General features: G+C 65.6%; 20 protein-coding genes. 9 read left to right on the top strand and 11 right to left on the bottom strand.

Going from position 1 to position 22,594, the window contains the following annotated elements; all coding sequences use genetic code 11:
- The first annotated feature begins 97 nt into the window (after positions 1–97).
- Positions 98–1,843: a BCCT family transporter gene (locus TZ00_RS15095; protein ID WP_078715268.1), complete on the top strand. Its 1,746-nt coding sequence runs from the start codon at positions 98–100 to the stop codon at positions 1,841–1,843.
- Here TZ00_RS15095 and TZ00_RS15090 read toward each other — a convergent pair.
- The 6 genes from TZ00_RS15090 to TZ00_RS15065 form a co-directional block, all read right to left on the bottom strand.
- A complete protein-coding gene (locus TZ00_RS15090; RefSeq protein ID WP_078715267.1) occupies positions 1,800–2,552 on the bottom strand; it encodes a DUF2071 domain-containing protein in 753 nt (250 codons plus the stop codon). The two genes, TZ00_RS15095 and TZ00_RS15090, sit on opposite strands and share 44 nt — an antisense overlap.
- On the bottom strand, positions 2,549–2,887 hold the full coding sequence (locus tag TZ00_RS15085; RefSeq protein WP_044442939.1) for a metalloregulator ArsR/SmtB family transcription factor: 339 nt from the start codon (positions 2,885–2,887) through the stop codon (positions 2,549–2,551). Before TZ00_RS15085 ends, TZ00_RS15090 begins: the two co-directional genes overlap by 4 nt.
- A 63-nt stretch (positions 2,888–2,950) precedes the next feature.
- Positions 2,951–4,600 carry a dipeptide ABC transporter ATP-binding protein gene (locus tag TZ00_RS15080; RefSeq protein WP_202965866.1) on the bottom strand — a complete coding sequence of 550 codons (1,650 nt, stop codon included), beginning with the start codon at positions 4,598–4,600 and terminating at the stop codon, positions 2,951–2,953.
- Positions 4,597–5,415 carry an ABC transporter permease gene (locus TZ00_RS15075; protein ID WP_044442938.1) on the bottom strand — a complete coding sequence of 273 codons (819 nt, stop codon included), beginning with the start codon at positions 5,413–5,415 and terminating at the stop codon, positions 4,597–4,599. The genes TZ00_RS15080 and TZ00_RS15075 overlap by 4 nt, the downstream gene beginning before the upstream one ends.
- Positions 5,412–6,356, bottom strand: coding sequence for an ABC transporter permease (locus tag TZ00_RS15070; protein ID WP_044442937.1), 945 nt, complete (start codon positions 6,354–6,356; stop codon positions 5,412–5,414). The genes TZ00_RS15075 and TZ00_RS15070 overlap by 4 nt, the downstream gene beginning before the upstream one ends.
- Positions 6,357–6,382: 26 nt before the next feature.
- A complete protein-coding gene (locus TZ00_RS15065; protein ID WP_044442936.1) occupies positions 6,383–8,014 on the bottom strand; it encodes an ABC transporter substrate-binding protein in 1,632 nt (543 codons plus the stop codon).
- Between the two features lie 107 nt (positions 8,015–8,121).
- Between TZ00_RS15065 and TZ00_RS15060 the strand changes: the two genes are divergently transcribed.
- The gene (locus TZ00_RS15060) at positions 8,122–8,721 is read left to right on the top strand and encodes a TetR/AcrR family transcriptional regulator (protein WP_044442935.1); all 600 of its coding nucleotides are present in this window, start codon (positions 8,122–8,124) and stop codon (positions 8,719–8,721) included.
- A gap of 8 nt (positions 8,722–8,729) precedes the next feature.
- On the opposite strand, the gene TZ00_RS15055 is transcribed toward TZ00_RS15060, so the two are convergent.
- Entirely contained in the window at positions 8,730–10,169 is a 1,440-nt protein-coding gene (locus TZ00_RS15055) for a helix-turn-helix domain-containing protein (RefSeq protein ID WP_044442934.1), read from the bottom strand.
- A gap of 142 nt (positions 10,170–10,311) precedes the next feature.
- On the opposite strand from TZ00_RS15055, the gene TZ00_RS15050 reads away from it, so the two are divergent.
- The 6 genes from TZ00_RS15050 (at position 10,312) to TZ00_RS15025 (ending at position 17,149) form a co-directional block, all read left to right on the top strand.
- A complete protein-coding gene (locus TZ00_RS15050; RefSeq protein ID WP_044442933.1) occupies positions 10,312–12,153 on the top strand; it encodes a phosphoenolpyruvate carboxykinase (GTP) in 1,842 nt (613 codons plus the stop codon).
- 88 nt (positions 12,154–12,241) lie between these two features.
- The gene (gene valS, locus TZ00_RS15045; protein WP_044442932.1) at positions 12,242–14,854 is read left to right on the top strand and encodes a valine--tRNA ligase; all 2,613 of its coding nucleotides are present in this window, start codon (positions 12,242–12,244) and stop codon (positions 14,852–14,854) included.
- 31 nt (positions 14,855–14,885) lie between these two features.
- On the top strand, positions 14,886–15,335 hold the full coding sequence (locus tag TZ00_RS15040; protein WP_044442931.1) for a GNAT family N-acetyltransferase: 450 nt from the start codon (positions 14,886–14,888) through the stop codon (positions 15,333–15,335).
- A 28-nt stretch (positions 15,336–15,363) separates the two neighbouring features.
- On the top strand, positions 15,364–15,972 hold the full coding sequence (locus TZ00_RS15035) for a hypothetical protein (protein ID WP_044442930.1): 609 nt from the start codon (positions 15,364–15,366) through the stop codon (positions 15,970–15,972).
- Positions 15,969–16,217 carry a hypothetical protein gene (locus tag TZ00_RS15030; protein WP_238579711.1) on the top strand — a complete coding sequence of 83 codons (249 nt, stop codon included), beginning with the start codon at positions 15,969–15,971 and terminating at the stop codon, positions 16,215–16,217. Before TZ00_RS15035 ends, TZ00_RS15030 begins: the two co-directional genes overlap by 4 nt.
- On the top strand, positions 16,214–17,149 hold the full coding sequence (locus TZ00_RS15025; protein ID WP_084606180.1) for a siderophore-interacting protein: 936 nt from the start codon (positions 16,214–16,216) through the stop codon (positions 17,147–17,149). The genes TZ00_RS15030 and TZ00_RS15025 overlap by 4 nt, the downstream gene beginning before the upstream one ends.
- Here TZ00_RS15025 and TZ00_RS15020 read toward each other — a convergent pair.
- The 4 genes from TZ00_RS15020 to TZ00_RS15005 all read right to left on the bottom strand — a co-directional run bounded on the left by TZ00_RS15020 (position 17,112) and on the right by TZ00_RS15005 (position 21,090).
- Positions 17,112–18,338 carry a benzoate/H(+) symporter BenE family transporter gene (locus TZ00_RS15020; RefSeq protein WP_044442928.1) on the bottom strand — a complete coding sequence of 409 codons (1,227 nt, stop codon included), beginning with the start codon at positions 18,336–18,338 and terminating at the stop codon, positions 17,112–17,114. The genes TZ00_RS15025 and TZ00_RS15020 overlap by 38 nt on opposite strands.
- Positions 18,319–19,596 (bottom strand): ATP-dependent Clp protease ATP-binding subunit ClpX, encoded by a 1,278-nt coding sequence (gene clpX, locus TZ00_RS15015; RefSeq protein ID WP_044442926.1) that lies wholly within the window; start codon positions 19,594–19,596, stop codon positions 18,319–18,321. Before clpX ends, TZ00_RS15020 begins: the two co-directional genes overlap by 20 nt.
- Positions 19,597–19,764: 168 nt before the next feature.
- Positions 19,765–20,445, bottom strand: a complete 681-nt coding sequence (locus tag TZ00_RS15010; protein ID WP_044442923.1) for an ATP-dependent Clp protease proteolytic subunit — start codon at positions 20,443–20,445, stop codon at positions 19,765–19,767.
- Positions 20,446–20,478: 33 nt separating this feature from the next.
- A complete protein-coding gene (locus TZ00_RS15005) occupies positions 20,479–21,090 on the bottom strand; it encodes an ATP-dependent Clp protease proteolytic subunit (RefSeq protein WP_044442921.1) in 612 nt (203 codons plus the stop codon).
- A gap of 161 nt (positions 21,091–21,251) precedes the next feature.
- Here TZ00_RS15005 and TZ00_RS15000 point away from each other — a divergent pair, with 161 nt between their 5' ends.
- Positions 21,252–22,544 (top strand): DUF445 domain-containing protein, encoded by a 1,293-nt coding sequence (locus TZ00_RS15000; RefSeq protein WP_052521623.1) that lies wholly within the window; start codon positions 21,252–21,254, stop codon positions 22,542–22,544.
- Positions 22,545–22,594: the final 50 nt, after the last annotated feature.

Raw genomic sequence — 22,594 nt, 5'->3', positions numbered from 1 at the left:
CGAAGACTCACCGGTGATTGCCGGATCACTGTCATGTAGCAACCATATTATCCGACGCCGGCACGACCCGACGCCATTGCACCCGTACCCTTGTCTGATGCCCGGATCTAAAGAGACCCCCGCCTCCGTCAACCGATGGGTCTTCTGGCCCGCGGCTGTCATCGTCGTCGTATTCGCCGCCTGCGCCATGATCGTGCCCGATGCCGCCGAGGCCGCATTCGCGGCCGTGCAGTCGAGCATTGTCACGAATTTCAACTGGTACTACGTGCTCATCGCAGCATTCTTCGTGGTCTTCTGCCTGTATCTGGGCTTCAGCCGCTACGGCGACATCAAGCTCGGCAAAGACGACGACGAACCCGAATTCTCGATCGGTTCGTGGCTGTCGCTGCTCTTCGCCGCCGGTATGGGCATCGGCCTCGTCTTCTACGGGGTGAGCGAACCCCTCAGCCACTTCGCGAATCCACGCCCCGGCGTCACGGGAACGGACATCGAGCTCGCTCAGCAGGCGATCTCCCAGACCTACCTCCATTGGGGCGTGCATGCCTGGTCGATCTACGTCGTCATCGGCCTTGCCCTGGCATACGCGATCCATCGCCGCAATCGGCCCGTCTCCATCCGGTGGACGCTCGAACCTCTTCTCGGTCGGCGCGTGCGTGGAGGATGGGGCAACGCCATCGACGTCGTCGCGCTCGTGGGCACGCTCTTCGGCGTGGCGACGTCGCTGGGTCTGGGGGTTCTGCAGATCGGCGCAGGGCTCGAGTCGGCCGGGCTGCTCGACTCCACCACGCTGGTCAACGTCATCATCATCGTCGTGATCACCGGCTTCGTGCTGTTCTCCGTGCTGTCCGGCGTAGGACGGGGCATGAAGTGGCTGTCGAACATCAATCTCGTGCTCGCGGCACTGCTCGTGATCTTCATCCTCATCGTCGGCCCCACACAGTTTCTTCTCCGCGACTTCGTGCAGTCGCTCGGAAACTACGTTCAAAACTTCGTGGGCATGTCGTTCACCGTGAACGCCTTCACTGGCAAAGCCGGGGAGGCGTGGCAGGCGAGCTGGACGACGTTCTACTGGGGATGGTGGATCTCGTGGGCGCCGTTCGTCGGCATCTTCATCGCCCGGATCTCGCGGGGCCGAACGGTGCGACAGTTCGTGATCGGCGTCATCCTCGTTCCCACCCTCATCACCTTCCTCTGGTTCTCGGTGCTCGGAGGAACCGCCTTGTACATGCAGCTGTCAGGCCAGGCCGACCTCATCGGCACGGATGGTGTCGTCGATGTGCAGGGGGCCCTGTTCTCGATGCTCGGCAATCTGCCCGGCGGTTCGGTGCTCACCATCGGCGCGATCGTGCTCATCGCCGTGTTCTTCATCACCTCGGCCGACTCGGGCTCGCTTGTTATGGGCATGATCGCCTCGGGTGGCCAAGTGGAGCCGCGCAAGTGGATTCGGGTCTTCTTCGCCTGCGTCACCTCGCTCCTCGCCATCGCTCTCCTCCTCTCGGGTGGTCTGGAGGCCCTGAAGACGGCGGCGATCATCATCGCCCTGCCCTTCTCCATCGTCATGCTGCTGATCTGCTGGTCGACCGTCGTCGCCTTCTCCAGGGAGAGACGGGCGTACGACAGAGCACAGCGCGCGGCCTTCGTGGAGCACATCGGCGACTTCTATGGGCTGGAGGTCGACGAACCGACCGAGCGAGAACACGAACGCGGGTGGCGTTCACTCTTCCGACGAAGCGGCGCCCGCGCGGCCGCACCGGTCGAGTCCCCCGCCGACACGGCAGTGCACACGCCCGGCGAGGCGGTCAGCGAGAAATCGACGCCGACCTCGCCGGCATCTCCCGAGTGATCTGACGGCTACGGGGCGGCACACTCCACGCGATGGGAACGTCGCGCATTACAAGTACGCTGTCGAGCCGGGCACTGCCGTCGGGCAGTGCGTCGAAGAACGACGACTCGACATTCAGCAGCCGACCGGGCTCGACCTTCCACTGCTCGGTCTCGAGAGTGAGCCCGTCGAGCTCGACCGAGCCGCGCCGCGGTGACCAGCCAGTCGACCCCGCGCGAAAGAATGCCGAGGCGTCATCGACCGTTGCAAAGAGGCGGCTCCTCCATTCTGAGACCACGGCGACATCGGCCGAGACCCTCAGGTCTGAAGCGGAAAGCTCGACACGAATGCGGTTGGCCGTCTCGGAGCCGGTGAAGCGCGCGTGCCGGTGGACCCCGGGAAACAGACGTCCCCCGACCGCAACAGGAAGCCAGGAAGCGCTGTGCCGCACGGGAATATAGACACCCTGCTGTGTGCCTTCATCGTCATCCCACTCGACGGCGATGCGGTGGGCCGCGTTCTCGGCTCCCCACCCGAGCGCCCGCGGCATCCATGGCACTCGCATGTCGCCGAGCCTGATCAGGCACACGCCGGCCACAGCCGAACCGTCGACGAGCTGCAGACGGAGACCGGGCGGCAGCATGTCTGCGGCGACCGAAGGATCGAGCGCATAGTTGATGAGCAGGCGACGTTCGATCGTGGCCGTCAACGACGGAAGAAAGTAGCTCATGCGCGCGCCTCGATCGTGTGCGTCGGTGTGGCCTTCTGGATGCCTCGTAGAACGATCTGCTCGGGGCAGACGGCCGAGAGGAAATCGCCGACCGACAGTGCGAGCCTGTCTCCGACGAGCGAATAGAGGATGCGGTTCGCGTCGCGTCGTTCCGTCACCAGACCGGCTCCCTTCAGCACCGAGAGGTGCCGGGAGATCGTCGGCCCGGAAACGGGAAAACGACCAGCGATGTCGCCGGCCGCGAGCTCGCCGTCTCGCAGCTCCTGAAGGATCTGCCGACGGATGGGAGAACTCAGCGCCGTGAAGACGTCCGAGGTCGAATCGTCATTTCGCATATTCGCAATATAGCACTAATGCTAATTAGCTACAGAACTCGATTCGTCATCACCGTGCCGGGCTCATGGCATCCGAGGCACGGCGGCGACCAGGGCACGGGTGAACGGATGCCTGGGGTTCTCGAAGACGTCGCGCGTCGAGCCCCGCTCAACGACACGCCCCTCCTTCATCACCAGAACCTCGTCGCACAGCTGGGCGACCACAGCGAGGTCGTGCGAGACGAAGACGAGCGCCACCCCGAGGTCGCGTCGCAGCCCGGCGAGAAGGTCGATGATCGTCGCCTGGATCGATACGTCGAGAGCCGACACCGGCTCATCGCACACCAGGATGCGCGGCTCCGACGCGAGAGCGCGTGCGATAGCGACCCGCTGCCGCTGCCCGCCCGACAGCTCGTGCGGTCGTCTGCCCTCGAGCGACGCGTCGAGACCGACGCTGTCGAGCAGATGCCGGATGCGCTCGGCCCGCCCGCCGGGAGACGTGCCGCGAGCGTCGCCGCGCAGCCCCTCCGCCACGATGCGCGCCACGGTGTACCGAGGGTCGAACGAGCCGAGCGGATCCTGGCTGATGTACTGGATGCCTCCGCGCCGGGATCGGCGACGCCGTTCCGGGATGCCGCTCCATTCGTGACCCTCGAGAGCCACAGAACCTCGATCCGGCTCGTCGAAGGCGAGCAGGAGACGCGCGAGGGTGGTCTTGCCCGAGCCCGACTCCCCCACGACGCCGATCGCCGCACCGGCACGTACCGTGAACGACACATCATCGACAGCCGAGCGGATGCCCCCATCAGCGCGACGAAAATCGCGCCCGAGGCCCGTGGCTCGCAGCACCGGAGCGACGCCATCCCCTCCCCCTGAGCCTGTCGAAGGGAAACCACCGGCGACGCTCCCTTCAACAAGCTCAGGGAACGAGGGTTCGGGCAGGCGCGGGGCCGCGGCGAGCAGCATCCTCGTGTACGGGTGCTGCGGGTTCGACAGCACCTCGGTCGTCGCACCCTCTTCGACGATGCGTCCGTCTTTCATCACGGCGACGCGATCGGCTATCCCTGCGACGACCGCGAGATCGTGACTGATCACGACGATGCCCAGGCCGTCGGCACGCAATCGGGAGAGGAGATCGAGCACCTGGGCTTGCACGGTGACGTCAAGTGCGGTCGTCGGTTCGTCGGCGATCAGGATTCCGGGCTCCCCCGCGAGCGCCGACGCGATCAATGCCCGCTGCCGAAGTCCGCCAGACAGTTCGTGCGGGTACTGGCGAGCACGCTCCGCCGGTTCGGGCACGGCGACCCGGCCCAGCAGACCGGTGACCGCATCGACGATCGCGGCCCGCAGCATCCGTTCGCCCGAGCCCGGCGCGCCATGAACCTCGAGTACCTCGGCGACCTCGGCGCCGACACGGCGCAGCGGGTCGAGAGAGACAAGGGCATCTTGACTGACCAGCCCCACGCGGGAGCCTCGGATGCGCCGCCAGTCTCGCTCCGAGTTGCGCCGAGCGTCCACACCATCGATCACGAGCTCGTCGACGACAACCGAGGCGCCGTCGGGAAGCAGTCCGAGGAGCGCCTTTGCCGTCAGAGTCTTACCTGAGCCGGACTCCCCCACGATCGCCAGGCACTCCCCGGCAGACACCGAGAGCGACACCGAGTCGACGACGACCGCTTGCCCGAAGCGCACCGACAGCCCTGATACTCGCACGACCTCACGACTACTCGTCACGATCGCCGCCCCTCGCGCGCACGACGCAGGCGCCGGCCCACGACGGTCGCCGAGACGACGGTCAACGTGATCATCGCGCCGGGGAAGAACGCGACCCACCACGCCTGGCCGAGCAAGTTGCGGCCCCCCGAAAGAAGGAGTCCCCACTCCGGCGTCGGGTCCTGCGGGCCGAGGCCGAGAAAACTGAGACCGGCCGCCGCCACGATCGTCGTTCCGATTCCGATGGTGGCGATGACGCCCAGCGGGCGCAGTGTGTTCGGCACGACATGCGAGACGGCAACGCGCAGGGGGTGCATGCCCATGCCCTTCGCGGCCTCGACATAGCCGGAGCGGCGAACGACGAGCGTCTCGGCGCGCGCCACCCTGATGTACGCGGGAAGGGCCGCGACTCCGACAGCTACGGCCACATTGATGGGCCCCGGCCCAAGCACGGCGATGGCGAAGAGGGCGATGAGAAACTCGGGGAAGGCGAGAAGGATCTCGACTCCACGCATGGCCACACCATCGACGACACGGGGAGCAAGCCCCACCAGCGTGCCCACGACGACTCCGACGATGAGCGCGGCCGCGGTCGCACCGGCGCCCACCCCCAGGGAGTATGAGGCCCCGTAGACAACACGGGTGAACACATCTCGGCCGGTCTGGTCGGTGCCGAACGGATGACCCCACCCCGGTGACTGCAGAATCTGAGAGGTGTCGGTCGTCAGCGGATCGATGGGGGTGAAGATCCACGGAGCGATGGCCATCACGATCACGACGACGAGAAAGAGCGCCGCCGAAATCAGGCCGAGTCGCCCGCGCAACCTGGCCCTCATCGTGCACCCCGGATGGCCGTGGTGGGCGGGGCGATGCGCGGATCGATCGCCCGGTAGGCGAGGTCGACCAGGAGATTGACGAGCACGAAGACGATCGCCGTGAAGACGATGATTCCCATCACCACGGGCAGGTCGCGGTTCGTGATCGCCGCGAGCGCCACCCGCCCCAGGCCGGGCCGCGCGAAGACCGACTCGACGATGACGGCTCCGCCGAGGAGGGAGCCCACGATGTAGCCGGCCAGAGTGAGCGCCGGAATCGCCGCGTGGCGCAGCGTGTGCCGCAGCACAAGCCGCGCGGGACCGGCTCCGCGCGCCCTGGCGGTGGTGGCAAAGGGCTGCTCCTCCGCGTCTTCGAGCCCTGTTCGCAGCACCTGCCCGAGAATTCCGGCGACCGGCAGAGCGATGGTCATGGCGGGTAGAACAAGACTCTGGATGCCGTCTGCGCCGGCCACCGGAAACCAGCCCAGCCCGAAAGCGAAGACGCTCAGAAGCACGAGGCCGATCCAGAACGGCGGTGAGCTGATGGCCAGCAGTTCGAGCACCGAGAACACTCCGCGTGCGGCCCGCCCGTGCACCAGAACCGCGCCCGCGAGAGCGATGACGAGTGCCAGGGCCAGCGACGCCGCGGCCAGCTGAAGCGTATAACCGAGCTGCTGGCCGATAACGTCGGTCACCGGCAGCCTCAGCTGGTAGCTGGTGCCGAAGTCGCCGCGAACGAGTCGTGACAGGTACGACACGTACTGCACGAGCAGCGGCTGATCGAGGCCGAGCTCTGCACGGATCGACTGTTTGAGTTCGGGCGACGCCTGCGCAGAGACGCCGAGCATCACATCGACGGGATCGCCGGGAACCAACTTCAGAACGAGAAACGCCGCGGTCGCCGCGCCCCATACGACCACGAGCATTCCCGCGACCCGCGCGAGAATGCGCCGAAAGATCATGCCCCGAACTCTATGTCAGCGCCCGCCTACTTCGTGACGTAGGCCCCGGAGAACAGCGGCCAGCCGTGGATGTCGACCTCGATGCCGCCGACCTTCTTGCTCGAGGCGAGGATGTACTCGGGCACGTACAGCGGCACGATCACGGCGTTCTCCGCGTTCCACTGCTGCAGCTTCGTGTACAGCTCTGCACGCTTCGAGGTATCGGTCGTGGCGACCGCCGAGGCGAGGGTCGCATCGATCTCGGGATCGCTCAGGTGCGATGCATTCTGATAGCCGCCCGTTCCGAGGTGGCTGCGCAGCACATCGGCGTCGGCCGACAGGAAGCCCCAGTCAGTGAGGTCATAGTCTCCGGCCAGGTACGCGTCGAGGTATGCACCGGGCTCGAGCTGATCGTGCACCACCTCGAAGCCGATCTTCTTCAGTCCATCTTGAATCAGGTTGGCGAGGTTGGCGTTGTCTTCGTTGACCGGCGTGTACGAGATCCACCGCGCGCTCAGGCGCTCGCCGTTCTTCGTTCGGTACCCGTCGGAGTCGCGCTCGGACCAGCCCGCGGCATCCAAGGCGTCGTTCGCCGCGTCGGCATCGAACGACGCGCTCTTCTCGAGGGCCGCGTCGTAGGAATCGGGCGTCGTCGGCCCGAGAATGGAGTACGCCCGCTGATAGCTGTCGTTGAACACCGCCTTCACGGCCGCATCGAGGTCGAAGCCTCCGGCGAAGGCCTTGCGCACGGCGACATCGGAGAAGACTGGACGCGTGACATTGAGATAGAGCGAGTACGGCACGCCGGGAGACTCTGTCGGCGTGACGGTGAAGCCGTCGCCGATCTGCGGAAGGCTTGAGGGCGCGGTGTCGCCGATCACGTCGACCTGGCCCGACGTGAGCGCACTGGTACGCACTGAGCTCTCCGGCAGAATCTTCACGTCGAGCTCGTCGATGTTCGCCGGCCCCTGCGCCGTGGCACCCTCCGGCGCCCAGTTGTAGTTGGGGTTCTTCGTGTATACGAGTTCGCTGCCGGGAGTGTACTTCGACAGGATGAACGGTCCGGAACCGACGGAGATGCCGGGGCCGCCCGCCTTCAACTCGTTGGCGTGCTCGGCGAGCACCTTCGGCGAATAGAAGCCGAGTTCCACCGATGCGGCATTCGCGAGGAACGGCGCATACGGCTGCGTGAAGCTGACGCGAACGGTTGTGGGGTCGATCACCTCGGTGCCGGCATAGTAGGCGCCGCCGATGAGACTGGATGCCTGGGCCGACTCGGTGGCCGGGTCGACGAGGTGGTCGAAGTTGGCCTTGACCGCGGCCGCATCGAACTTCTCTCCGTCGGAGAACGTCACGTCATCGCGCAGTGTGAAGGTGTACTGGAGCTGGTCGTCGGACACCTGCCACTTCGTCGCCAGCCACGGAACGATGGTGCCGTCGGGCGTCTGCGAGACCAGGGAGTCGAACACGGGTCGCTGAAGGATGGCGTTGATATCGAGCTGCGAGGAATGCACGTCGAGGTGCCCCACGGGGTCGACATCGACGCCGAAAGTGATCGTGCCGCCCTCGACTTTCTCGCCAGCGCCCGACGACGCCGAGCAACCCGCCAGCACGAGTGCGGCGCTGACGACGAGTGCGAGGGAACCTGCGATGCGGAACGATCCGGGGCGCGAAAACATGATGAACTTCTCTCGGGTGGGGATGCCTCGATCGCGAGACGCACGTTCTACCCTAGGCGGTTTTAAATAGACTCAGCCCAACAAAGCGACAATGAGAGGATGCGCCCATGACGGATGCGCCGCGCGCCATGAGAGGGCGTCCCCGCGTCGGGTCGCCGTCGCTTCTCGAAGAGGCCGCGTTCGAACTCTTTCTCGAGAACGGCTATGCCGGCACCACCGTCGAGCAGATCAGCACCCGCGCAGGGGTGAGCCGCAACACGTTCTTCAACTACTTTGCCGCCAAGAGCGACGTCTTCTGGGTCGGGCTCGACGCGAGCATCGACCGCGTCGCAACCTCTCTCGAGGCCGCGAGCGCGGGTGCGGCCTCCCGGCGGATCGCGCTGCTCCACGATGCACTCCTCGACGCCGCGGGCCGCCTCGGTCCCTCCGACGTGCCCTGGGTGCTCACCCACTTCGAGCTCATCGGCAGCACACACGAGGTGCTGGCATCAGTCATCGGTCGGGCCACGCGCCTGTCGAACGTCATCGAGCGGTGCCTCGGCGACTCTGCCCCGGCCGCGCTCTCGCGCAGCCTGTCGTTCGCCTGCCTAGGAGCCGTCGTCGCAGCCATGACGAGCTGGGCCGAGGCCGGCCCCGGACGAGGATCGCTCGCGTCGCACCTGGAACGGGCACTGTCGCCCGTTCTGGCCGGATTCGCCGCCCTGTAGACGCGCGATCACTTCGCGGAGTGCGACTCCAGGAACTCGTAGACCTCGAGGGTGTCGACGCCAGGGAACTCACCCTGCGGAAGCGGCGACAGAATATGGGCGTGCAGCCGCGCACTGGGCCAAGCCCTGTCTCTCCAGCGCGCCGCGAGATCGTCGTCAGGCCTGCGGCAGCATGACTCGTCGGGGCAGCGGGACTGCGCCCGCACGGTCGTGTCTCTGCCCCGGAACCACTTCGCCTCGGCGAACGGCACTCCTACGCTGATCGAGAACTCACCGGCATCGGTCTTTCCCGTCTGCGTCGCGCACCAGAACGTTCCGCCCGGAGTATCGGTGTATTGGTAGAACTCCGTGGTGCGGTTCGTTCGATGCAGCGCCGCGCGAGATGCCCAGAAGCGGCACACGAGCTGACCTTCAATCGCGCCCGTCACATCCATCGGCAGCGCGAGGCCGTCATTCTCGTACGCCTTCTGAATAGCGCCGTCGTCTGCGACGCGCAGAAAGTGCATCGACAGGCCGAGTTGCTCCGTGCTCAGATTCGTGAGGCGCAGTGCCGCGGCCTCGTGCGTCACTCCGAAAGCATCACGGAAGTCCTCGACCGACAGATCGCGACGCTCCTTCGCGGCGCGTAAGAAACGCACCGAGGCGTCGTGCGGCATCAGGCAGGCGGCGGCGAAATAGTTGATCTCGAGCCGTTGCTGCAGGAACTCGGCGTAGCTCTCGGGAGGCTGGTGCCCGAGAAGCCTGTGCGCCATCGCCTGCAGTGCCATCGAGCGCAATCCGTGCCCGCCGGGAATCGAGGCCGGTGGCAGATAGATCCGCCCGTTCTCGAGGTCGATCACCGACCGCGCTGAGTGCGGCAGGTCGTCGACATGGATGAGGCTGAACCCGAGGCTCTCGGCCAGCAGGCTCACGCTGCGGTGAGTGAGCGCGCCCCCGACATGGCCGACCTTCGCGAGCGCCTCCGTGGCGATCTTCTCGATATCGGGCAGGTAGTTGTTGCGCTCGCGCATCCGGAGCCGAAGTTCGGTGTTCGCCCTGCGCGCCTCCTCCGGCGTCGCGACTGCGCGATTCGCTCGGCGCATGAGTTCGCGGTGCAGGCCCACCAGCGACTCGAGCGTCTCCGTGGGCAGACTGCGCGATGCGGGCACGACGGGAAGGCCGAGCGACGCGTAGAGCGGCCCGCGCTGAGCTCGAGACAGCTCGATCTCCAGGGCGGTCCGGGCATCCGGAGCATCACCCGAGAGCAGATCGGCGAGAGGAACGCCGAGCTCGCTTGCGATGTTCTGCAGCAACACGAGCCGGGGCTCTCTTCGGCCATTCTCGACGAGAGAGAGCTGGCTCCCGACGACCCCCACCCGTGCCCCCAACTGATCGAGCGTGAGGCCCGATTGTTTGCGATGGTGCCGGATGCGCCTGCCCAGCGTGATCAGATCGGTTTCGGCGGCCACATTGCCCTCCTGTCAAGATCGCCAATTCTTTTCTAGCGATTTCTCCAAATCTACGCCCGAATGGGCTCATCGTGGAGATCACGAAGGATTTTTCCTCCTCGCATTCCAGATCGACGCATTCATTCACAGGAGAATCATGACAATGCTCGCAACGAGGACCACGCCGCCCCTCAACCATCGCAACCCGGAGATCGCCGACTGGGTCGACGATATCGCTCGCCTCACCACACCCGACGAGGTCGTCTGGGTCGACGGATCGACCGCGGAATGGGACCGCCTGACCAAGGAGATGGTCGCCCAGGGAACACTGATCCGTCTGAACCCGGAATGGCGGCCGAACAGTTTTCTCGCGCGCAGCGATCCGGCCGACGTGGCCCGGGTCGAGGACCGCACCTTCATCTGCTCGGTCGACCCCGACGATGCCGGCCCGACCAACAACTGGCGCGATCCGTCGATCATGCGCCTCGAGCTCTCTGAACTCTTCTCACACAGCATGCGCGGCCGCACGATGTACGTCATCCCCTTCTCGATGGGGCCGATCGGCGGCGCTCTGTCGCAGTTCGGCGTGCAGATCACGGACTCGCCATACGTCGTCGCGAGCATGGCGCTGATGACGCGCATGGGCGACGCGGCGCTCGAGGCGATCACACCCGGAACCCCGTGGGTGCCCGCTCTGCACAGCGTCGGCGCTCCGCTGGTCGACGACGACGGAGTGCGCCACGACGACTCCGCTTGGCCGAACAACGAGAACAAGTACATCTGCCACTTTCCTGAAAGCCGCGAGATCTGGTCGTTCGGCTCGGGATACGGCGGGAATGCTCTGCTCGGAAAGAAGTGCTTCGCGCTGCGCATCGCCAGCGTGATGGCCCGCGACGAGGGCTGGATGGCCGAGCACATGCTGATCGTGCGGGTCACCTCACCCGAGAACAGAGTGTTCCACCTGGCCGCCGCTTTTCCTTCGGCCTGCGGCAAGACCAATCTGGCCATGCTGGCACCCACGATTCCGGGGTGGAAGGTCGAGACCATCGGCGACGATATCGCGTGGATGCGCCCCGGCCCGGACGGGAGGCTCCGTGCGATCAATCCCGAGCGCGGCTTCTTCGGCGTGGCACCGGGAACGGGACTCTCGACCAATCCCGTCGCCACGAAGACGATCTGGGGCAACACGATCTTCACGAATGTCGCCCTGCGCGACGACGGAGATGTGTGGTGGGAGGGCCTGACAGACACGCCGCCCGCCCACGCGACCGACTGGGCGGGAAACGACTGGACCCCCGCATCCGGAACCCGCGCCGCGCACCCGAACGGCCGATTCACGGTCGCCGCCGATCAGTGCCCCACGATCGCCGATGACTGGAATTCGCCCGACGGAGTTGTCATCGACGCGATCCTCTTCGGAGGGCGCCGCCCGAGCACCGTGCCGCTCGTCTCGCAGGCGAGAACGTGGCAGCAGGGCGTGTTTATGGGCGCGACGATGGCGTCGGAGACGACCGCGGCAGCCACCGGCGAGGTGGGCGTCTTGCGCCACGATCCCTTCGCCATGCTGCCGTTCACCGGCTACAACATGGCCGACTACTTCGCGCACTGGATCGCGATGGGCGAGCGGCTGGGCGAGAACGCGCCGGCAATCTTCTCGGTGAACTGGTTCCGCACGGACGCCGACGGCCGATTCATCTGGCCGGGATTCTCGGAGAATGCCCGGGTCATCGAGTGGATCGTTGGGCGACTCGAGGGCGACCTGGCCGCTCGAGCCACTCCCATCGGAGGCCTTCCGCTGGCGCACGAGCTGAACCTCGACGGGCTCTCGCTCGATGTCGACGAGATACGCGGAATCATCGATCTAGACAAGACGGCGTGGCGACGAGAAGCGGCGGAAATCGCCGACTACTTCGGAACCTTCGACGAGACGCGGTTTCCGATCGAACTGCGACGAGAGCTCGAGCGTCTGACACGCGAGCTCGGCCCTGAGGTGACACCGAGCTGAGGCGGCGGCGGGGAGAGTATCCTTAGGGACTGACATTCAGGCACCTCATCATCGACACGGTGCCGCCCATACCAAAGGACTCCCCGCCGTGACTGACTCCGTGCCCTCTTCCATTCCTGCGAAGCCCGTGCTCGAAGGCCTCGAGAGCAAGTGGGGAGAGACCTGGGAGGCCCAGGGCACGTATCTCTTCGACCGCGATGCGGCCACCCGCGAGGGCGTGTACTCCATCGATACTCCCCCGCCCACCGCCTCCGGCTCGCTGCACATCGGGCATGTCTTCTCGTACACCCACACCGACGTCATCGCGCGATTCCAGCGCATGCGCGGCAAGAGCGTGTTCTACCCCATCGGGTGGGACGACAACGGTCTTCCCACCGAACGCCGGGTTCAGAACTACTACGGCGTTCGCTGCGACCCGTCGCTGCCCTACGAGGCCGACTTCACCCCGCCGTTCGAGGGCGGCGACAACAAGAGCTCTAAGGCGGCCGATCAGAAGCCCGTCTCTCGCCGCAACTTCATCGAACTCTGCGAACGGCTGACCGTCGAAGACGAGAAGCAGTTCGAGGCGCTGTGGCGCGAACTGGGCCTGTCGGTCGACTGGACCCAGACCTACCGCACGATCGGCGACGAGTCCCTGCGGGCCAGCCAGCTCGCCTTTCTCGGCAACGTCGAGCGCGGCGAGGCATACCAGGCCATGGCACCGACGCTGTGGGACGTGACCTTCCGCACCGCGGTCGCTCAGGCCGAGCTCGAAGACAAAGAACAGCCGAGCGCGTATCACCGGCTCGCATTCCACGGCCCCGCCGGCGACATCTTCATCGAGACGACCCGCCCTGAACTGCTGCCGGCCTGCGTGGCGCTCGTCGCGCATCCGGATGACCCGCGTTACGCCGACCTCATCGGAACCACGGTGCGCTCGCCCCTCTTCGATGTCGAGCTTCCCGTGGTGGCCCACCACCTCGCCCAGCAGGACAAGGGCTCAGGCATCGCCATGATCTGCACCTTCGGCGACCTGACCGACGTGATCTGGTGGCGCGACCTCGACCTGCCCATCCGCGCGGTCATCGGCTTCGACGGCCGCATCGTCTCGGATGCGCCGTTGGCGATCACATCGGAGGCAGGCAAGGCGGCCTACGCGCAGCTCGCCGGCAAGACGGTTTTCTCGGCCAAGCAGACGATCGTCGAGCTGCTCCGCGAGTCAGGCGAGATGATCGGCGAGCCCCGGCCCATCATGCACCCCGTGAAGTTCTTCGAGAAGGGCGACAAGCCCCTCGAGATCGTGTCGACCCGCCAGTGGTACATCACGAATGGCGCGCGCAACGAAGAGCTGCGTTCGCGGCTGCTCGAGCTCGGCAAAGAGATCTCGTGGCACCCCGAGTTCATGAAGGTGCGCTTCGACAACTGGGTCGGAGGCCTCACCGGCGACTGGCTGATCTCACGCCAGCGCTTCTTCGGCGTGCCACTGCCCGTCTGGTACCCCCTCGACGCCGATGGCAACCCCGTATTCGATGAACCCATCTTCCCTGACGCCTCGTCACTGCCCGTCGATCCGTCGTCGGATGCGGCTCCCGGCTATGACGAGAGCCAGCGCGGCGTCGCCGGCGGGTTCCAGGGTGAGGTCGACGTGATGGACACGTGGGCAACGTCGTCGCTGACCCCCCAGCTGGCCGGCGGATGGAAGCGCGACGAAGACCTCTTCGAGCGCGTCTACCCCTTCGACCTGCGCCCTCAGGGCCAGGACATCATCCGCACCTGGCTGTTCTCCACCCTGCTGCGCGCCACCCTCGAAGACAACGAGAAGCCCTGGAAGCACGCGGCGGTCAGCGGATTCATCGTCGACCCCGACCGCAAGAAGATGTCGAAGTCGAAGGGCAACGTCGTCACCCCGGCCGACGTGCTGAAGCAGCACGGCTCCGACGCCGTAAGGTACTGGGCGGCCTCGAGCCGCCTCGGAACCGACGCGGCATTCGACCCGCAGAACCCGACTCAGATCAAGATCGGTCGCCGCCTCGCCATCAAGATCTTGAACGCGGCCAAGTTCGTCTACGGGTTCGAACTGCCGGCCGGCGAGCACCAGGTCACACACCCCATCGACCTGTCGATGCTGACCTCGCTCGACGCGGTCATCACCACGGCAACCGAGGCGTTCGCCAACTACGACCACGCCCGGGCGCTCGAGACCACCGAGTCGTTCTTCTGGACGTTCTGCGACGACTACCTCGAACTCGTCAAGGAGCGCGCCTACAGCGAGGCGACCGAACCCGCTGCCCGCGCTTCGGCCGTTCTCGCCCTGCGCGCAGCCACCGACGTGATGCTGCGGCTGTTCGCGCCGTTCCTGCCGTTCGCCACCGAAGAGGTCTGGTCGTGGACTCACGACGGCTCTGTGCACGTCGCATCCTGGCCCACGACCACACGCGACGCTCCTGGCGTGCCGGCCGACGGCATCCCCTCGAACGAGAACCTGCTGCACCTCGCAGGGCAGGCGCTGATCGGCATCCGCCGCGCGAAGACCGACGCCAAAGCCTCGCAGAAGGCCCCCGTCTCATCCGCCACGATCGCCGCCCCCGCCGAGATCGTCGAGATCCTCGAGAGGGCGACCGACGATCTGCGCGCCGTGGGAAAGATCGAGGATCTTACCTTCCGTGTCGGCACTGAGCTTGTCGTCGAGGAGATCGTCTTCGCGCCCGATAGTCTCGGCTGAGACAGCGTTGTCGCACACCCTAGGAGCAACAGTGGCATTCACCATCAGACCCGTCATAGACCGTGATTTCTTCGCCTGGCACGAGTTGTTCGAGGGATACTGCGACTTCTACGAGACGCCGCTGAACGATGAGAAGGCCGTGCGTGCATGGTCGTGGTTCACTTCGGAGCCGCTCCTGGCCGAAGCCATGGTCGCCGTAGACGACGAGACAGGCCAGCTGCTGGGGCTCGCGCACTTCCGCGAGTTCGTCGATGCCCTCGCCGGCGGCACCGGCCTCTACCTCGACGACCTCTACGTGCGTCCGGATGCGCGGGGCCAGGGAGTAGGGTCGGCTTTGATAGAGCGACTGCGCGAGATCGGCGTCGAACGCCACGCCTTCGTCGTGCGCTGGATCACCGCGAAGAACAACGAGACGGCCCGGCGTCTCTACGACCGAGTCGCCGAGAAGACCAAATGGGTCACATACGATCTGAAAGCGTAAGCGCACCGATCATGGAGGACCGACGCCCGTGAAGAAGACAGTTCTGCTCGCAATGGCTGCCTTCTCCGTGGCGCTTGCGCTGACGGCGTGCTCCGCGGGCAGCGACACGCCCACGTCGCCGCCGACCCCGTCGGGCGATATTCAGGGCGGCACGCAGCCCACCACGAAGGTTCCGCTCACCGCGTTCCCCGACTCCGACGACCTCGCGGCCTGGTGCCCACTTGACGTCGAGGCCGTGCACCTGCATCAGCTGGAGGTCACCGTGTCGAGCGCAGCCGTCTGCTCCACCTCGGTGGGCGACGACGGTTTCGCGACCACCACCGTCAGCGCCGTGAGCGGCGGACTAGACGAGCTTCTCACCGCCTATGCCGTGCCCAACGCACCGGTCGATGCGTCGGTCGTATGCACGCTGCAGCTCGAGGATCCTCTGCTGGTCTGGCTGACCTACCCGGGCGAACGCAGCTACCCGGTCTACGCACCGGTCGGCCCGTGCGGCTTTCCCACCGACGAGGCGAAGGCCGCCTTCGCCGGCTTGACACTCACGCCTGTCGTCTCCTTCGCTGAGACGTCGAGCGGCGTGACCACCACTGACATCGGCCTCGGCGTGCCCGAAGCCCCAGCAAAGGAGACCATATGATCCAGCTCGGAACCCGTTGGGCCGTCGGCGACGAGACTCCGTCGCGACTGCCGCAGGTCGTCTCTGACGCCATCGAGGAGGTCGAGGCCGCCCTTGCAGAAGGAGCCACCGACACGTCGGGCTGGAATTGGACGCTCACCTGGCTCGAAGGCAAGCCGGTCTGCGAACTCGATGACGGAACGCTTGTCGAATACGACCCCGACTCCGACGAGGCGATCGTGACGCCCTACGACGACGAGGACTGATCCTGTTCGCCCAGTCCCCGACCTCTGCGTTTCATCTGCACACGGTTCGGATCGATCGAATCGATGATCTCTCGCCCAGCTTTCGGCGATTCACTCTGACGGGCGATCGACTCGACTCGTTCGCCGACAACGGCTTCGATCAACGCATCAAGCTGATTCTGCCGCTCGAGGAGCACGGGCTCAGCACGATGCCCATGACCGACGACTGGTATGCCCTCTGGCGTGAATTGCCGGACCAGCATCGCAATCCGATCCGCACATACACCGTGCGTGACGTGCGCGCCGAGTTGCGCGAGATCGACGTCGACGTGGTCGTGCATCCCGTCGATGGACCCGCGTCGATCTGGGCGGAGACCGCCGCCATCGGTGACGAGCTCATCGTGCTCGGGCCGAACGCCCTCCACGAGGGCGTACACGGTGGCGTGGATTTTCTGCCGCCTCCCCACGCCGAGCGCATCCTGCTCGCCGGCGACGAGACAGCTCTGCCTGCGATCGCCGCGATCCTCGAGCGTCTCCCGGCCACGGCATCCGGGCACGCCATCGTCGAAGTTCCTCACGCCGACGACGCCGTCTGTGTGCCTTCTCATCCCGGTTTCACGGTGGAGGTGCTGGCGCGGCACGGCCTTCCGCAGGGCGAGCTGCTCGTGCCGTCGGTGCAGGCGGCGGCGCCCGGACTGCTTCGCTCGGGGCGCGCTGGATCGACAGGACAGACCGAGCTGGGTGACGTCGACGTCGATGTCGACATGCTGTGGGAGGTGCCTTCAGATGACCACGGAGGACCCGCCCAGCAGGCCGCCCCGCTCTATGCCTGGCTTGCCGGCGAGGCCGGGGTGATCAAGACCCTTCGGCGTCACCTCGTGAGCGAGTTGGGCATCGATCGCAAGAGCGTCGCTTTTATGGGGTACTGGCGTCTCGGTCGAGCTGAGGGCTGACCCGAGGTCGGCCGACCGTGGTCACGATCATTACGACAGCGCCGACCAGCAGTCCCCAGAAAGCCGAGCCGATGCCGATGATCGACACCCCGGAGGCCGTGACGAGAAACGTTGCGATGGCGGGAATCCGCCGGTCGACAGCGTCGAGCGCGCTCACGACGCTCGTGACGAGGGCTCCGAGCAGCGCGAGACCGGCGACAGCGGTGATCAGGATGGGCGGCGCGGCCGAGATGAGCGTCGTCGCCACCCCGGCCGCGAGGCCGAAGAGCACATAGAGGACGCCTGCGGTGACGGACGCCGGCCAGCGCTTGCGTGAATCCGGATGCGCGTCCGGGCCGGCCATGATGGCCGCCGTGATCGCGGCCAGGTTGATGGCGTGACCGCCGAAGAGGGCTCCGAGCATCGAGCCCGCACCGGATGCGACGAGAGCCGGTCGCGGCGGAACCGTGTAGCCGAACGTCGACATCACGGCGAATCCGGGAACGTTCTGGCCCGCCATCGTGACGATGAACAGGGGTAGGCCGAGACTCACGATCACCGCGGGATCGAACGACGGAACGACGAACTGCAGCGTCGGGGCGAGCGAGGCGCCCTCGAGCATGGAGCCGCCGGCCGTCACGGCGATGCCGACGGCCGCCACGAGCATGGCGGCGGGCACCGCCCACCGCGGCGCGAGCCTGAAAAGTACGAGCCAGGTGATGATCACGGGAAGCGCGAGCCAGGGCAGCTCGACCGCCGCCGTGATCGGAGCGAGACAGATAGGAAAGAGGATTCCGGCCAGCATGGCGCTGGCGATCGGGCGCGGGATGCTGGTGATGGCCCGCCCCAGAGCAGGCCACAGGCCGCACAGAACAATCAGCGCACCGCAGACGAGAAAGGCCCCGACCGCGGCTCCGAAGTCGTCCGTGACTCCCGCCGCGGCCACCAGCAGGGCCGCGCCCGGTGTCGACCACGCAAACGAGATGGGCATTCTGAAGCGCCAGGCGAGCACGATGCAGCAGAGTCCGCTCAAGACGCACACGGCCAGCAGGCCTGACGAGGCCTGGGCCTCGCTCGCCCCCACAGCACGAAGGCCCGCTACCACGAGCACAAATGAGCTCGCGAACCCGGTGATCGCCGAAACGACACCCGCCGAAACGGGCTGGATCAGCCCAACGGCGTCGGTGTCGCTACGCCGACTTTTCGGCACGAACGGGCTTGCGCGGAACGATCGTCGGTGCGGCGTTGTTGTTCACGGATTCGCGAGTGACCACAACACGCGCCACCTCATCGGTGGAGGGCACCTCGAACATGATCGGCCCGAGCACCTCTTCCATAATGGAACGAAGCCCACGTGCGCCGGTCTTGCGAAGAACCGCTAGATCGGCGATGGCTTCGAGAGCCTCGCGATCGAACTCGAGCTCGACGCCGTCGAGCTCGAACATGCGCTGGTACTGCTTGACGATGGCGTTGCGCGGCTCGGTGAGAATCTGCATCAGCGCGGTCTGATCGAGCGGCGTCACCGTGGTGACTACGGGGAGGCGACCGATGAACTCGGGAATCAGACCGAACTTGTGCAGGTCTTCGGGCAGAACGTCGGAGAAGAAGTTCACGTCTTCGCGCTTGGAGTGCAGGGGCGCGTTGAAGCCGATGCCTCGCTTGCCCGCCCGCTCGGCGATGATCTCTTCGAGGCCCGCGAACGCGCCGGCCACGATGAAGAGCACGTTCGTCGTGTCGATCTGAATGAACTCTTGATGTGGGTGCTTGCGCCCACCCTGCGGCGGCACTGAGGCGACGGTGCCCTCGAGAATCTTGAGCAGTGCCTGCTGAACGCCCTCGCCTGAGACGTCGCGCGTAATCGACGGGTTCTCGGCCTTGCGAGCGATCTTGTCGACCTCGTCGATGTAGATGATGCCTGTCTCGGCACGCTTGACGTCGTAGTCTGCGGCTTGGATGAGCTTCAGTAGGATGTTCTCGACGTCTTCACCCACGTAACCGGCCTCGGTGAGAGCGGTCGCGTCAGCCACGGCGAACGGCACGTTGAGCCGTTTCGCCAGCGTCTGCGCGAGGTAGGTCTTGCCGCAGCCCGTGGGGCCGATGAGAAGAATGTTGCTCTTGGCCAGTTCGATCTGGTCGCCCTGCGTCTCTGCCGGGCCGATGGTGGTGCGCGCCTTCGTGCGCTTGTAGTGGTTGTAGACGGCGACCGAGAGCGCCTTCTTCGCGGCCTCCTGGCCGATCACATACTCTTCGAGGAAGTTGAAGATCTCTTTGGGCTTCGGCAGTTCGAACTCACCGCTGGCCTCGTCGCCCGCCTCGGACAGGCGCTCCTCGATGATCTCGTTGCACAACTCGACGCACTCGTCGCAGATGTAGACCCCGGGGCCGGCGATGAGTTGCTGCACCTGCTTCTGGCTCTTTCCGCAGAACGAACACTTGAGCAGGTCGGCGCTTTCTCCGATGCGAGCCATGCCAGCCTCCTGTCGATGACGATTGATTCGAGCCTAACCCGTGCCACCGACATCCGGGGCAGGGCACAACGCGAAGTCGATCATGTCGTAATAAAAGGGCCCTTCGACAGGCTCGGGGAACGGATTTCCCGTTCCCTGAGCCCATCGAAGGGCCTGAGCGATGCAGAACTACTTGACGAGCGCGGGAAGGTTCTTGCGTGAGGTCAGAACCTGGTCGATCAGTCCGTACTCGAGCGCGTCGGCGGCGCTCATGATGTTGTCGCGGTCGATGTCCTTGTTCACCTGTTCCGCGGTCTTGCCGGAGTGGTGAGCAAGGGTCTCCTCGAGCCAGGTTCGCATACGCAGGATCTCAGCGGCCTGAATCTCGATGTCGGATGCCTGGCCTCCGCCCTCTCCGCCACCGGCCGAGGGCTGGTGAATGAGGATGCGAGCGTTCGGCAACGCGAGGCGCTTGCCGGGCGAGCCTGCCGCAAGCAGAACCGCGGCGGCCGAGGCGGCCTGGCCGAGGCAGACGGTCTGAATCTGAGGGCGGATGTACTGCATCGTGTCGTAGATCGCCGTCATCGCGGTGAACGATCCACCGGGAGAGTTGATGTACATCTCGATGTCACGGTCGGGATCCTGGCTCTCGAGGACGAGGAGCTGGGCCATGATGTCGTCGGCCGAGGCATCGTCGACCTGCACACCGAGAAAGATGATGCGGTCTTCGAAGAGCTTCGCGTACGGGTCTTGACGCTTGTAGCCGTAGGCCGTGCGCTCTTCGAACGTGGGCAGGATGTAGCGGTTCGACGGCGAGGTGCCGTTTCCGTAGGGCGAGCTGTAAGCGGCGCCGAATGCGGGAGTATTCATTCTTCTTCTCTGTTCGTCTGGTCTCGGCGGAACTTAGTTGGACTCACTGGGCACGGCGTCGGCCTCTTCGGTGCCGCCACCGCCGGCGACATCGGACGCGAACTCGCGAACGTGGTCGACAAAGCCGTACTCGAGGGCCTCTTGGGCGGTGAACCAGTTGTCGCGGTCGCCGTCTTTGATGACCTGCTCCACGCTCTTGCCGGTCTGCTCGCTGGTGAGCTCCGCCATGCGGCGCTTCATGTCGAGGATCAGCTTGGCCTGAGTCTGAATGTCGGCGCTCGTGCCGCCGAAGCCACCGGAGGGCTGGTGGAGTAGTACACGAGCGTTGGGCGTGATGTAGCGCTTGCCCTTGGTGCCCGACGAGAGCAGGAACTGGCCCATCGACGCGGCCATGCCGATTCCGACGGTGACGATGTCGTTGGAGACGAACTTCATCGTGTCGTAGATGGCCATTCCTGCGGTGATCGATCCACCGGGAGAGTTGATGTAGAGGTAGATGTCGCGCTCGGGGTCTTCGGCTGCGAGCAGAAGAATCTTCGCGCAGATCTCGTTCGCATTGTCGTCACGGACGGCACTGCCCAACCAGATGATGCGGTCCTTGAGTAGTCGGTCAAAAACACTGGATACCAGAGCCGGTTCGGCCATGTGATTGCTCCTCTATTACTTGCGTGATCTCGAATCTACTGGAGGCCGCCTCGGCAGGTGCCCGTGTTCGCCGTAGGCAAAGAAAGCACGGCCGCCGTAGGAAAAGATTGCGCGGCCGCCGTAGGAAAAGAAAGGCGGTGAACCCGCCTTACGATGAACCCATGGCCACCCCGCTCGACGCGCCCGTCGCATCCACAACTCTTCTCTCGCCGCGCGACCTCGAAAAGCTCGCCGCGCTACGCGGCATGAAGCGTCTGGCGACCGGACTGCTCGTGATCATGGCGGTGATCTTCGTGGTCGCGTTCGCGCTTCAAGAGAAGTACGAGTGGCTGCAGTACGTACGTGCCGCAGCCGAGGGCGGCATGGTCGGCGCCATCGCCGACTGGTTCGCCGTCACGGCACTGTTCCGGCACCCGCTCGGGCTGCGTATCCCACACACGGCGATCATTCCGACCGAGAAAGACCGCATCGGCGTGACGCTCGGCGAGTTCGTCGAGACGAACTTTCTGTCGCGTGAGGTCATCACGACGAAGCTGCGCTCTCTGGGCGTCTCGCGCGCTGTCGGAACCTGGCTCATCGATCCGGCCCATGCCAACCGGCTCACCTCCGAGGCTGCGAATGCAGCTCGTGGCTTCCTCTCTCTCGCCGACGACGACACGATGCGAGAGGTGATCGAGGAGATCGGGCGCCGGCAGTTGATCGATCCGGCCTGGGGGCCTCCTCTCGGTCGCATGACCTCGACCTTCGTCGAGGGCGGGCATCAGGGCCAGGTCGTCGATCTGCTCGTCGAGCGTCTGCACGAGTGGCTCGAACGCAACCCGGATGCGTTCGGTCAGGCCGTGAGTGAACGCCTGCCCAGCTGGATGCCCTCGTTCGTCGATCGTGTCGTCGACGACCGCGCGCACCGAGAGGCCCTGAAGTTCATCTCGGCCGTGCGAAAGGACCCGAACCACCAGCTGCGGATCGCTATCGACGAGTACCTGCGCAAGCTCAGCGACGACCTGCAGCACGACGAGGCCACGATGACCAAGGTCGAAGAGCTCAAGGGCCAGGTGTTCGACAGCCCGCAGGTGCGCGATCTGGCCGGACAGGCGTGGAACGCTGCACGCACTGCACTCATGTCGTCTCTGGAGGACGCCGACAGCGAGTTACGCACGCGCCTGACCCAGGCTGTCACGCAGTTCGGGCACGCTCTTCTCGAAGACGCGGTGCTCGGCGAGAAGGTCGACCGCTGGGTCGAGGAAGCGGCCGGATACCTCGTCGAGACCTACCGCCACGACCTCGCAGCAATCATCTCCGACACCGTGCGCGGCTGGAACGCCGAGGACACCGGACGAAAGATCGAGGTCGAGGTTGGACGCGATCTGCAGTTCATCCGCATCAACGGCACTGTCGTCGGCTCGCTCGCAGGCCTCGCGATCTTCACCGTCGCCCACGCGATCTTCTCCAGCTGACGCGCGCCCAGGAGCGTCGTCGGTGCGTCTGCGCCGAGTGGATGCCCGTG

It is taken from the genome of Agreia bicolorata (assembly GCF_000938265.1).
Classification (GTDB): Bacteria; Actinomycetota; Actinomycetes; order Actinomycetales; family Microbacteriaceae; genus Agreia; species Agreia bicolorata.
Note: the sequence above shows the minus strand (reverse complement) of the source record. Positions and strands in the feature narration are given on the sequence as shown.